11 protein-coding genes are annotated in these 11874 nt (G+C 68.7%); 7 read left to right on the forward strand and 4 right to left on the reverse strand.

What is annotated here, in order from left to right:
- Window positions 1–31: 31 nt before the first annotated feature.
- The 3 genes from ACZ4SW_RS32780 to ACZ4SW_RS32790 all read left to right on the forward strand — a co-directional run bounded on the left by ACZ4SW_RS32780 (window position 32) and on the right by ACZ4SW_RS32790 (window position 2577).
- Complete coding sequence (locus ACZ4SW_RS32780) at window positions 32–937, forward strand: LysR family transcriptional regulator (protein ID WP_468252574.1); 906 nt, start codon at window positions 32–34, stop codon at window positions 935–937.
- A gap of 158 nt (window positions 938–1095) precedes the next feature.
- A complete protein-coding gene (locus tag ACZ4SW_RS32785) occupies window positions 1096–1578 on the forward strand; it encodes an NUDIX domain-containing protein (protein ID WP_468252576.1) in 483 nt (160 codons plus the stop codon).
- 132 nt (window positions 1579–1710) lie between these two features.
- The gene (locus tag ACZ4SW_RS32790; RefSeq protein WP_468252577.1) at window positions 1711–2577 is read left to right on the forward strand and encodes a GNAT family N-acetyltransferase; all 867 of its coding nucleotides are present in this window, start codon (window positions 1711–1713) and stop codon (window positions 2575–2577) included.
- Between the two features lie 68 nt (window positions 2578–2645).
- Here ACZ4SW_RS32790 and ACZ4SW_RS32795 read toward each other — a convergent pair whose 3' ends face one another.
- A complete protein-coding gene (locus ACZ4SW_RS32795) occupies window positions 2646–3854 on the reverse strand; it encodes an MFS transporter (RefSeq protein ID WP_468252578.1) in 1209 nt (402 codons plus the stop codon).
- A 139-nt stretch (window positions 3855–3993) separates the two neighbouring features.
- Here ACZ4SW_RS32795 and ACZ4SW_RS32800 point away from each other — a divergent pair, with 139 nt between their 5' ends.
- Window positions 3994–4452 (forward strand): MarR family winged helix-turn-helix transcriptional regulator, encoded by a 459-nt coding sequence (locus ACZ4SW_RS32800; protein ID WP_468252580.1) that lies wholly within the window; start codon window positions 3994–3996, stop codon window positions 4450–4452.
- Between the two features lie 54 nt (window positions 4453–4506).
- Window positions 4507–4959 carry a GNAT family N-acetyltransferase gene (locus tag ACZ4SW_RS32805; RefSeq protein WP_468252581.1) on the forward strand — a complete coding sequence of 151 codons (453 nt, stop codon included), beginning with the start codon at window positions 4507–4509 and terminating at the stop codon, window positions 4957–4959.
- A 95-nt stretch (window positions 4960–5054) separates the two neighbouring features.
- On the opposite strand, the gene ACZ4SW_RS32810 is transcribed toward ACZ4SW_RS32805, so the two are convergent.
- On the reverse strand, window positions 5055–6440 hold the full coding sequence (locus ACZ4SW_RS32810; RefSeq protein WP_468252583.1) for a serine hydrolase domain-containing protein: 1386 nt from the start codon (window positions 6438–6440) through the stop codon (window positions 5055–5057).
- Window positions 6441–6559: 119 nt separating this feature from the next.
- Window positions 6560–7267: a hypothetical protein gene (locus ACZ4SW_RS32815; RefSeq protein WP_468252584.1), complete on the reverse strand. Its 708-nt coding sequence runs from the start codon at window positions 7265–7267 to the stop codon at window positions 6560–6562.
- A gap of 315 nt (window positions 7268–7582) precedes the next feature.
- On the opposite strand from ACZ4SW_RS32815, the gene ACZ4SW_RS32820 reads away from it, so the two are divergent.
- Window positions 7583–8071, forward strand: coding sequence for a hypothetical protein (locus ACZ4SW_RS32820; RefSeq protein WP_468252586.1), 489 nt, complete (start codon window positions 7583–7585; stop codon window positions 8069–8071).
- A 351-nt stretch (window positions 8072–8422) separates the two neighbouring features.
- Here ACZ4SW_RS32820 and dnaB read toward each other — a convergent pair whose 3' ends face one another.
- Window positions 8423–9898 (reverse strand): replicative DNA helicase, encoded by a 1476-nt coding sequence (dnaB, locus tag ACZ4SW_RS32825; protein WP_468252587.1) that lies wholly within the window; start codon window positions 9896–9898, stop codon window positions 8423–8425.
- 459 nt (window positions 9899–10357) lie between these two features.
- Here dnaB and ACZ4SW_RS32830 point away from each other — a divergent pair, with 459 nt between their 5' ends.
- Window positions 10358–11695 carry an MATE family efflux transporter gene (locus ACZ4SW_RS32830; protein ID WP_468252588.1) on the forward strand — a complete coding sequence of 446 codons (1338 nt, stop codon included), beginning with the start codon at window positions 10358–10360 and terminating at the stop codon, window positions 11693–11695.
- Window positions 11696–11874: the final 179 nt, after the last annotated feature.

Raw genomic sequence — 11874 nt, forward strand, 5'->3', positions numbered from 1 at the left:
GTCCGGGGGTGCGGGGAGGGGAGGCGGCACCATGGATCTGGCCCTGCTGCGCACCTTCGTGACCGTGCACCGGGCGGGCTCCTTCACCCGAGCCGCGGCGCTGTTAGGTCTCTCGCAGCCGGCGGTCACCTCTCAGATCCGCACGCTGGAACGGCAACTGGGCCGCCCGCTGTTCCTGCGCCAGGCACGCGGGGTGACGCCCACGACCATCGGCGACGAACTCGCGCACAAGGCCGCGCCCCATCTCGATGCCCTGGTGGAGATCGCCGAGACCGGTCTCGACGAGCAGGTGTCGCTGCGCACTCTCCATCTCGCGGGGCCGCCGGAGTTCACCGCCGAGCGCGCCCTGCCCGCCCTCGCGGAGTTGACCGGGGACGACGGCCATGGGCTCGCCCTGCGCGCTTCCTTCGGAACCGTGGACGAGACGCTGGAAGGGCTCGCCGCCGGGCACCACGACCTGGCCATCACCACGGCCAGGCCGCGCGGTGCACTGCTCACGGCCACTCCGCTGTGCGACGAGGAGCATGTGCTGATCGCCGCCCCGCGCTGGGCCTCCCGTATCGGTTCCGGCGCACTGCGCCGCAAAGGGGCGTACGCGCTGGAGAACCTTCCGGTGGTCGAGGTGCACGAGTCGCTGCCCTTCGTCTCCCGCTACTGGGCCTCCGTCTTCGACTCCCGCCCGGCCGCCTCCGGCACCGTCATCGTCCCCGATCTGCGCGCCGTGCTCGGCTGCGCCGTCACGGGTGCCGGGCTCGCCGTGCTGCCGCGCTATCTGTGTGCGTCCGCGCTGGAGCGGGGCGAGGTGGTGGCCCTGCACGAACCCCCGGTCCCCCCGCTGCGGACCTACTTCCTCGTGGTCCGTACCGGAACGCTGGCCATGCCACACATCGCGCGGGCCCATGAGTGCCTGCTCCGGGCGGCGGCCGAATGGGGCTGAGCGACTGACCCGGTGTGACGAAGGTGCATGCGATGGTGACCGGAGCTGACGAGGTCCGGGGACGCCCATGACCCACGTCGCCCGGTGTTCATGCGCGAGACGGTGCGATGTGGGGTGGGGGATGTTTCACGTGGAACATGCTGGGCCACATTTCACCCATGACCGTTCGCCCCGTGGTCAAGCGCACCGCCCGCGCCATCCTGCTGGATGGTGACGATCTGATCCTGATCAAGCGGACCAAACCCGGCCTGGACCCCTACTGGGTCACTCCGGGTGGCGGGGTGGAGCCGTCCGACGCGACCGTCATCGACGCGCTTCATCGGGAAGTCCACGAGGAACTGGGCGCCAAGATCACCGACGTCGTCCCCTGCTTCGTGGACACGGTGGAGCACGTCGGCGAGGGCGGCGGCCCGACCGGCGTCAAGGTCCAGCACTTCTTCGTCTGCCGCCTGGAGTCGATGGACGAGCGCCTGCGGCACGGTCCCGAGGTCGATGAGCCCGCCGGGGAGTACGAGATCGTGCGGGTGCCCTTCACCCGGGTGGGCATCGCCTCGGTTCATCTCGTCCCGCTGTCACTACGGCACTACCTGGACGGGAACATCGAGGGCGTACGGGCCATGCACGCGCCGGACCTCGGCTGACAGCCGGCCTTGACGTTTCACGTGAAACGTCTGGTCCCCGTGCCGCGTCGTCGGACGGACATGGCCAAAAGCATGTGTGTTACGCCCCAAACCGGTGGACGCGGATGGCCCCCGTCAGACAGCCTGACCAGCGTGTCGACACCTGCCCTCGCCGCTCTGCCCATCCGCCGTCTGAGTCCCCGCGATGTCATCGCCTGCGCCGACTTGTCCGAGGATCGGGGCTGGCCCCGCGAGGAGCACAAGTGGGGCCTCCTCCTCGCTGCCGGGAAGGCATACGGGATGGACGATCCCGGAGGCGGCCTCGTCACCGCGTGCGTCGTCACCGAGTACGGGCCCGCCTACCGCCCCGACCTGTGCGCCATCGGCATGGTGCTCGTCGCCGAGCGGCACGCCCGCCAGGGCGTCGGCCGCCGACTGATGCGGCATGTGCTGGCAGAGGCGGGCACCGCCCCGCTGACCCTCTATGCGACCCCGTACGGCCGTCCCCTCTACGAGGAGCTGGGCTTCAAGGTCATCGGCAGCTCCGAGATGGTCCGTGGGCACTTCACGGCCGGGGCACCGACCCCCGCGGTCGTGACCCGTCCGGCCACCGGGGAGGACCTCGCCACTCTCGTCCGCCTCGATACGGAGGTGTTCGGTGCCGATCGTACGCACATGATCACCCGGTTGCCCGCCTTCGCCGACCAGTTGCGGGTGGCCGAGGAGAACGGGCAGATCATCGGGTACGCGGCCGCCTGGCCCAATATGGACACCGAGGTCGTGGGCCCGCTCATCGCCCGCGACACGGAGACGGCGAAGGCACTCGTCGCCTCCCTGGCCGCACACACCGACCGCCCGCTGCGCACGGATGTCGATGTACGGCACGAGGGCCTGCTGACCTGGTTGAAGGAGCGGGGTCTCAGCTCGGCGGGCGTCAACGCGGTCATGACGTACGGCATCCCGGACCTGCCCGGCGACTGGACCCGGCGTTTCGCCCCGCTGACGGTGGCGGCGGGCTGAACGCAGCCGCACGACGCACCGCGTGCCCTCGGGTGTCGAGGGCACGCGGCACGCTTCGTCAGAGCCACTCAGTGGTGCACGGCGGTGCGCCGTTCGCTGGGCGCGGCGTCCGCCACGACCGTGCTCGAGGTCGTCTCCCGGCGCTCCAGCGCTGCGGAGAGGAACGCCAGCAGCAGGGCGGACGCGGCGAGGACGGCGCCGACCCAGTTGGGGGCGGTGTAGCCGAGACCGGCGGCGATGACGAGGCCACCGAGCCAGGCCGACAGGGCGTTGCCGAGGTTGAACGCGCCGATGTTCGCCGCCGAGGCGAGCGTCGGGGCGCCGTGCGCGTGGTCCAGCACCCGCTTCTGCAGCGGCGGCACGGTGGCGAATCCGAGGGCGCCGATCAGCACGATGGTGACCGCGGCGAGGGCCTTGGTGTGCGCGGTCACGGTGAACAGCGCGAGCACCAGGGCGAGACCGCCCAGTGACACGTACAGCATCGGCATCAGGGCACGGTCCGCGTACCTTCCGCCGATGAGGTTGCCGCCGACCATGCCGAGGCCGAAGAGAACGAGCAGCCAGGTGACCGAGCCGTCGGCGAAGCCGGTGACGTGGGTCATCATCGGCGCGATGTAGGTGATGGCCGCGAAGACACCGCCGAAGCCGAGGACGGTCATCGCCATGGCAAGCAGCACCTGCGCGTTCTTGAAGGCGGCCAGTTCATGACGCAGATGCACTCCTTCCGGCCTCGGCATCTCGGGCACGAGCTTGGCAACCCCCAGCAACCCGACGACACCGAGTGCGGCGACGAGCGCGAACGTGACCCGCCAGCCGGCGGACTGTCCGACGAGTGTGCCGAGCGGGACACCGACCACGTTGGCGATCGTCAGACCGCTGAACATCATGGAGATGGCCCCGGCCTTCTTCTCCGGTGCGACCAGCTCGGCGGCGACCACGGAACCGATGCCGAAGAACGCGCCGTGGGCCAGGGAGGCCACCACCCTGCCCACCAGCATCAGCCCGAAGACCGGCGCGACGGCGGACAGCAGGTTGCCCAGCACGAACAGCGCCATCAGAAGCATCAGCATCCGCTTGCGGGAAACCCTGGTGCCGAGCGCCGTCATGATCGGGGCGCCGAACATCACTCCCAGGGCATAGCCGGTCACGAGCAGCCCTGCGGTGGGGATGGAGACTCCGAAGTCGCTCGCGACCTCGGGTAGCACTCCCATGATCACGAACTCCGTGGTTCCGATGCCGAAGGCCCCGATCGCGAGGGCCAGAAGCGCGAGAGGCATGGCATGCACCTTCCCAACGTTTGCGTGAGTGTCTTGCGCGCTTCGACAATAATTGCAGGCGCGCTATATTTGCAAACGCGGTCTATTGCGTAGGTGCTCTACCCTGGAGATGAGCTGCCCCGGGATGGAGGAAAACGCCATGTCAGCGACGGACCCCGCGCTCACCGCTCTCGCACAGGGCTGGTGCGCCCTCTCCCTGCTGCACGGGAGGATCGAGGCCCACCTCGAGCGCGCCCTCCAGACCAAACACGGGCTGAGCGTGCGGGAGTACTCCCTGCTGGACGTGCTCAGCCGTCAGCACGACGGCGAGGGGGGACATCTGCAGATGAAGCAGGTCGCCGACGCGGTGGTCCTCAGCCAGAGCGCCACGACCCGACTGGTGACCAGACTCGAGGACCGCGGCCTGCTCTCGCGCTATCTCTGCCCCACCGACCGCCGCGGCATCTACACCAACGTCACCCAGGCCGGTCTCAAGCTCCTGGAAGAAGCCCGACCCACCAACGACGCCGCCCTTCGTGAAGCACTCGCCGAGGCATCGCAGAAGCCCGAGTTGGCACCCCTGGTCCGCGTCGTCGAGTCTCTGGACGTGCCGGCCTAGCGCACACCCACTCCCGTCCGCGCACGACGTCCGAAGGGGCTCTAAGGTGCGGCCATGGGAGAACTCGAGATACGGCCCGCCACTGCCGACGACGTTTCCGCGATCGTCGCCATGCTCGCCGACGACCCGCTCGGCGCCCAGCGCGAATCACCGGACGACCTGACGCCCTACCTGAACGCCCTGGAGCAGGTGAGCAACGATCCGAACCAGCACCTCGTGGTCGCCGTGCGCGAGGGCCGGGTCGTCGGCACCCTCCAGCTGACCATCATTCCCGGGCTGTCCCGCAAGGGTGCCACCCGCTCGCTCATCGAGGCCGTCCGCATCCACGCCGACGAACGTGGCAGCGGCCTGGGAACCCACCTCATCGAATGGGCGATCGCTGAATCCCGGCGTCACCACTGCCAGTTGGTCCAACTGACCTCGGACGCCACCCGCACGGACGCCCACCGTTTCTACGAGCGCCTGGGCTTCGAGCCGTCGCACGTGGGCTTCAAGCTTCAGCTCTGAGCGGTTCCGAGACACCTGACCGCACACGGCGAAGCGTCCTGTTTCACGTGAAACAGGACGCCTGCCATCCGACAAGGGCTAGTGCCGCAAAGGCACTAGCCGATTCCCCGCCATCCCTCCGGGTCCACTCCGCCGGGCACGGGAGCCCCCTCGTCATACGGCTGGCGCGTGAAGACGAACGATCCGACATCCAGATGGCTCACGGACCCGTCCGCACGCTCGACGGCCCGCAAAAGCTCTCCCGCGTAGTACCCCTCGAGCCCGGTCCAGGTGCCGTCGCCGTTCGCCCGGAACCGCGAGCGTCGGCCGTTGCCGGACAACGGCTCCAGCGAGGCCAGCCCGTCCGCCGTGAAGCGCAGGGCGAAGCCGTGTGTCCCCCAGTACCACTGCCCGGCCAACTGCAGTACCGAGGGATCGACCTCTCGCAGCGGGCGCCAGGGCTCCGGAATCCGCGGCTCGGCCTCGGCGACGATACGGACGAGATCGGCCCCCACGGCGGACAGCATCGGACCGGACGTGCAGTTGGCCAGCACGACGGCCGCGACGTCATCGTCCATGCTGATCGTGAGACAGGCGAGAAAGCCCGGCAGGGATCCCGTGTGCCCGACCAGGAGCCGTCCGTCCGAGCGCCGGACCTCCAGCCCCAGACAGTATGCGTACCCCGCAGTGACGTCCGCCGTTTCCGGTGGAGCGGTCGGCGTACGCATCTCCAGTAGCGACCCGGGGCTCAACACCCGGTCGTCCCCCCTGGCCAGGAAGGCGGCAAACCGCGCCAAATCGCCTGTCGTGGACCAGAGTTGTCCGGCCGGAGCCATCCTCCCTAGGTCTTCGGCCGGTTCGGGCAACATGACATCGGCCCAGGGATGCACCGCCCAGCCACCGGCGTACGGCTCCTGCGGGCGCGTACTCGTCCGGTGCAGCCCCAGCGGCTCCAGCACCTCATGCCGCAGGACGTCCTCCCAAGGCGCCCCACGCACCTTCTCGACCAGCGCGCCCAGAAGGGTGTAGCCGGGGTTGGAGTAGTGGAACCTGCGCCCGACCGGATGCCGCAAGGGACGCTCGCCCAGCACGTCCGCCAGCTCGGGCCGCAGCGTGCCCGGCGTCCGTTCCCACCACGGGCCGGGTGATTCGGCCGCCAGGCCGCCGGTATGGGCGAGCAGATCCGCGATGGTCGCCTCCCCGACCCCGGTGCCGGGCAGATGCTTCTCCAGCGGATCGCCGAGGTCCAGAACCCCCTCATCACGGAGCCGCAGGACGAGAACCGCCGTGAACGTCTTGGTGATGGACCCGATCCGGTACTGCACGCCCTCATCCGGCGCATGGTCGTCCACACACGATCGCGCCCCGTGCCACACCGTCCGCCCGCCCCGGACGACGGCCGCCGCCAGCGACGGCGCCCGCCCCTCCGTCTGCGCCACGGCGATGCGGTGCAGCAACGCCCGGCGCGTCGTGGGAAGCAGCTCTTCCTGAGATGTCGTCATGCCCTCAGTCCACCCGGGACGGCATCCCGAGTCGAGCGCATTTCCCTGGTGCTCCGCCCCCTGAAGACGTGTAGGGTCTCGCGGCTCGTGTCACATGCCGACGCTGTGACCTGGCGCTTTCAACGCTGTCTCATCACGTGTCGGGGATTGATCCGTCTCACGACGATGACGGATCCCAGAGCTGGGCTCATCACTCGTCTTCGTCGTCGAAGTCGTGGGGGGGTGGTCCATCGCATCACCACCTCGCCCGCTTCGTCGGCTTCGAGCGTGACCGGATAGCCCTGGCCGGCGTCTCGCTCGCCGCGGTGCCTGATCGAGTGGTCGCCCTGGTCCCATTCGATGCCCAGCACCTGGCAACCGCCGACGTCGATCGCGCCATGAAGCGGATGGTGCCACCCGGCCCGCTGGAAGCGGTGGAAATCGGTATGCTTGTCGACCGGGACCATGAGCCCCTTGCCATGGAGGCGGTCGCGCCAGACGGTGAGTTCGGCCGCACGTGCGGCCGCCTCAGCCACCGGGAGGTCCAGCCACCCATGTGGCCCGTCGGGGCCGTACTGCGCGATCCGCTCTCCACCGAACTGCGCATGCGCGTCGACCGCGTACAAGCCCCAGTAGAAGACATCGGCCAGCTCGTCCTGCATTCCCGTCCACGCGTCCAGCCCTGTGGCGTCGCCGACAACCATGCCGCACCGGTCGACGGGCAGGTCCCCGAGCCGCACCGGTACCGACCGGTCCGTGGTCTCGGGCCAGAGAAGACCGAGACTGATCTCCAGGGTCGCGATCGTTGGTTCCCCGCCGAACGGAGACGGCGAGGTGCTCGCCCGCACTCTCAAAGGCCGGTCGGCCGCTGCTGGGACCGCAACCGCCTCGCACAACCACTCACGAAGGTGGCCCCCTCCGCTTGCCGCGGCCGTCCTTGCGCGAGCCAGCGGTCAGGCAGGCCCAGTGACCGTCCGTGCGTCCCGGTCCCACGTCATGACGGACCGCGTTCCGGCACGTCAGGGGATGCGACGTCCCATCAATGCGCCAAGTTGCCGGCTTCTGTGGCTGTGTCCGCCAACTGCCTTGCAGCATCGGTGACGCAAGCCGGGCGGCGCGTTCGACTGCACGCCGCACCTACCCGATGCAGGGAGGACCAGATCATGAACACACGTAGGAACGTCGCCGTCGCAGCGGCGACCATGGCACTCGGAGCGGGTCTCGCACTCACCCCGTCCGCTTATGCCGCAACCGACAGCATGTCCCTGCGCGCCACCCCGGCGGGCATCACGGCCCCTGCCAGCCCCACGGGTGTCTCCTGGGCCGGCACTCCGGACGGTGCGGCGGCGCACGCGCTCCCGGCGGGGGTCACCAGCCAGCAGTGCTGGAGCAACGGGATCAGGACGAAGACGGCTCGACTCGCCTACACCGAGTGCCGTCGCGTATACAACGGACGGACCCAGAGCAGTATCGGTATGCGGGTCCTGACGCTGGGCCCCCTCTGCGCCTATGGAGTCGGCAAGATCGGCGACTCGCCGCGCACCGCTGGCACCCGGGTCAAGGTCAGCAAGTGCATCCCCGGTGTCTGGAGCTCCTGGAAGATCAGCGGCTGGTGGAACGGCAACGACGCATACGAGTACCTCTCCAGCTGACCGCCCCACCCACCCCGGCGGGTCCGACGCTGCACAGCAAACTGGCGAGGTTGCGGAAGGTGACTATGGCGCGGGGTCCGGTGCCGGCGTGGAGGGTGGAGGCGTCGTCGGCGTAGGCTCCGCCGCGTTACGTACGGAAGCTGACCTCCGCCTCCATGTCCACCCCCAGGTCGGACTGCCGTTCACAGCACGATGTCCCCGTCGATACGCCGACGGGGACACACCTTCACGACTTCACTCGAACGGGTGATGATCACGACCTGCGAGTCTCAAAGCCATGTCGCATCCGACTCTCGTCCGACTAGGAGCTGAGATTCCGACACGAAATTTGAGAGCCTACAAGACGACGGATCAGGTCTGTGCCATGTCCACGAACCGGGAGTAGTGGCCCTGGAAGGCGACCGTGATCGTCGCCGTGGGGCCGTTACGGTGCTTGCCGACGATGATGTCCGCCTCGCCCGCGCGCGGCGACTCCTTCTCGTAGGCGTCCTCACGGTGCAGCAGGATCACCATGTCGGCGTCCTGCTCGATGGAACCCGACTCACGCAGGTCGGACACCATGGGCTTCTTGTCCGTCCGCTGCTCAGGGCCACGGTTCAGCTGCGACAGCGCGATCACCGGCAGCTCCAGCTCCTTCGCCAGCAGCTTCAGGTTTCGCGACATCTCGGAGACCTCCTGCTGCCGGCTCTCGGAGCGCTTGGAGCCGGACTGCATGAGCTGCAGATAGTCGATGACGACCAGCTTGAGATCGTTGCGCTGCTTCAGACGACGGCATTTCGCCCGGATCTCCATCATCGACAGGTTCGGCGAGTCGTCGATGTAGAGGGGTGCGGCCGAAACGTCCGGCATGCGACGCGCCAGCCTGGTCCAGTCCTCGTCGGTCATCGTGCCCGACCGCATGTGGTGCAGGGCCACCCGAGCCTCGGCCGACAGCAGACGCATCGCGATCTCGTTGCGTCCCATCTCGAGCGAGAAGATCACGCTCGGCAGGTTGTGCTTGATCGCAGCCGCTCGCGCGAAGTCCAGAGCCAGTGTCGACTTACCCATCGCGGGACGCGCGGCGATGATGATCATCTGGCCCGGGTGGAGACCGTTGGTGAGCTGGTCCAGGTCGGTGAAGCCGGTCGGTACACCGGTCATCTCCCCCGACCGTGAGCCGATCGCCTCGATCTCGTCGAGTGCCCCCTCCATGATCTCGCTCAGCGGCAGATAGTCCTCCGCCGTGCGCTGCTCGGTCACCGCGAAGATCTCGGCCTGGGCGCTGTTGACGATCTCGTCGATGTCGCCGTCCGCCGCGTACCCCATCTGCGTGATGCGGGTACCGGCCTCCACCAGGCGCCGCAGAACCGCACGCTCGTGCACGATCTGCGCGTAGTACTCCGCGTTCGCCGCGGTCGGCACCGTCTGCACCAGCGTGTGCAGATACGAGGCACCGCCGACCTTGGTGATCTCACCGCGCTTGGTCAGCTCGGCCGCCACCGTGATCGGGTCCGCCGGCTCGCCCTTCGCGTACAGGTCGAGGATCGCCTGGTAGATCGTCTCGTGCGCCGGCCGGTAGAAGTCGTGGCCCTTGAGGATCTCCACGACGTCCGCGATCGCGTCCTTGGACAGGAGCATGCCTCCGAGAACGGACTGCTCGGCGTCCAGGTCCTGCGGCGGAACCCGCTCGAAGGCGGAGCCACCACCGTCCCACGCGCCGCTGTCCGGGCCCCGGTCGTGCTGCTCGTCACGGCCCCTGCCGCCCTCGCGGCGTCGGCGTGAGGCGGGGACACGATCACCGGGACCGCTGTCGGCCCACTGATCGTCCAAGGGCTCGGAAATGCTCACCGGGCCGCCTCCTCCCGTCCGCCGAGCGGACCTCGCCGTGCACCCCATTTCTAGGGCACGACACTGACAAAGCGAGAAGCCCAGCTCCGGTTCAGACGCGTCGGTCGGGCGCGTTGTCCGAGGACGGAGAGGGAGCGGGCGCCGGACCACGTTAGGCCCCTGGGCACCGTCAGCCAATCTGGTTATCCACAGGCCATGTGGACGAGACGCCCTACACTGTGGACAACTCCGCGAAACCTGTGCACGACACGGTGGACAGCTCTGTGAACAAGCCCTCAGCCCCTTTGCAAAACCGCCTATGACCTGGGCCTTTCCCGTCCACCGCTTGTGCAGAACAAAAACTTCCCCACACGGAGCAAGATCGCCACCGGCTGCGCACAGCGCCGCGTCACACAGCGGCTGAAGTAAGGGGTGCAGGGGTTTTGCATCTCTTACCTGTGGACGATTAGATTGGTGGTCATGACACAGGCTCCCGCGACACCCCGCGCCCTTGGACGTCGGCACGACCGGGAGATCGTCGCGCTGGCCGTTCCGGCCTTCGGCGCACTGGTCGCGGAGCCCCTCTTCGTGATGGCCGACAGCGCGATCGTCGGTCATCTCGGCACCGCACAGCTGGCCGGCCTCGGTGTCGCCTCGGCACTTCTCACCACCGCCGTGAGCATCTTCGTCTTTCTCGCCTACGCCACCACGGCCGCGGTCGCGCGCCGCGTCGGCGCGGGCGATCCCAGGGCCGCCATTCGCCAAGGCATGGACGGCATCTGGCTGGCGCTGTTGCTGGGAGCGGTCGTCATCGGCGTCGTCCTGCCCACGGCACCCGGCATCGTGGCCCTCTTCGGCGCCTCGCCGACCGCGGCTCCGTTCGCGACGACGTACTTGCGGATCTCGGCACTCGGCATCCCCGCGATGCTGGTGGTGCTGGCCGCCACCGGCGTACTACGCGGACTTCAGGACACAAGGACACCGCTGTACGTGGCGGTCGCGGGCTTCCTGGCGAACGCCGCCCTCAACGCGGGGCTCGTCTACGGCGTCGGCCTGGGTATCGCCGGCTCCGCCTGGGGAACCGTCATCGCCCAGTGCGGGATGGCCACCGCGTACCTGTACGTCGTCGTCCGGGGTGCCCGTCGGCACGGCGCCTCGCTGCGCCCGGACGCGGCCGGAATACGTGCCTGCGCCCAGGCAGGGGTGCCGTTGTTGATCCGTACGCTGTCGCTGCGAGCGATCCTGATGATCGCCACAGCCGTCGCCGCGCGGCTGGGGGACGCCGACATCGCCGCGCACCAGATCATCCTGTCCCTGTGGAGCCTGCTCGCCTTCGCCCTGGACGCGATCGCCATCGCGGGGCAAGCCATCATCGGGCGGTATCTCGGCGCGGACGACGCGTGGGGCGCCCGCGCCGCGTGCCGTCGCATGGTGCAGTGGGGCATCGGTGCCGGCATCGTGCTCGGACTGCTGGTGCTCGTGGCCCGGCCGCTGTTCCTGCCGATGTTCACCAGTGATCCGACCGTCCACCGGGCGGCTCTGCCCGCTCTGGTGCTGGTGGCCCTCTCACAGCCCGTATGCGGTGTCGTCTTCGTGCTGGACGGCGTGCTGATGGGAGCGGGCGACGGGCCGTATCTGGCCTGGGCGATGCTGTTGACTCTGGCGGTCTTCGCCCCCGCCGCGCTGCTCGTTCCCGTGCTCGGTGGCGGGCTCACGGCTCTGTGGGCTGCGATGACGCTCATGATGACCGTGCGGATGCTCACGCTGTGGCTGCGTTCCCGCTCCGGCCGCTGGGTCGTGACGGGCGCGACGCGCTGACTGCGACCGCCGCGAGTCCGTGGTGTTTCACGTGAAACGAGGGAGCGGACCCGGCGTTCGGCGACGAAAGAAGGGCCGTACCGCTCGGCGGTTTCTAGGGATCGTTGCAACACGTGGTCGTGTTGATCAGGCCGCGAGCAGTTTATGCAGGCGCTCGGCTGGGGTTGCCCAGCCGAGCG

The organism is Streptomyces sp. NPDC028331 (assembly GCF_055565775.1).

Coding starts and splice junctions, on each gene's coding strand:
- ACZ4SW_RS32830 (WP_468252588.1), top strand. CDS start 10,358: ATGACACAGGCTCCCGCGACACCCCGCGCCCTTGGACGTCGGCACGAC.
- ACZ4SW_RS32820 (WP_468252586.1), top strand. CDS start 7,583: ATGAACACACGTAGGAACGTCGCCGTCGCAGCGGCGACCATGGCACTC.
- ACZ4SW_RS32785 (WP_468252576.1), top strand. CDS start 1,096: ATGACCGTTCGCCCCGTGGTCAAGCGCACCGCCCGCGCCATCCTGCTG.
- ACZ4SW_RS32780 (WP_468252574.1), top strand. CDS start 32: ATGGATCTGGCCCTGCTGCGCACCTTCGTGACCGTGCACCGGGCGGGC.
- ACZ4SW_RS32810 (WP_468252583.1), bottom strand. CDS start 6,440: ATGACGACATCTCAGGAAGAGCTGCTTCCCACGACGCGCCGGGCGTTG.
- ACZ4SW_RS32795 (WP_468252578.1), bottom strand. CDS start 3,854: ATGCCTCTCGCGCTTCTGGCCCTCGCGATCGGGGCCTTCGGCATCGGA.
- ACZ4SW_RS32805 (WP_468252581.1), top strand. CDS start 4,507: ATGGGAGAACTCGAGATACGGCCCGCCACTGCCGACGACGTTTCCGCG.
- ACZ4SW_RS32800 (WP_468252580.1), top strand. CDS start 3,994: ATGTCAGCGACGGACCCCGCGCTCACCGCTCTCGCACAGGGCTGGTGC.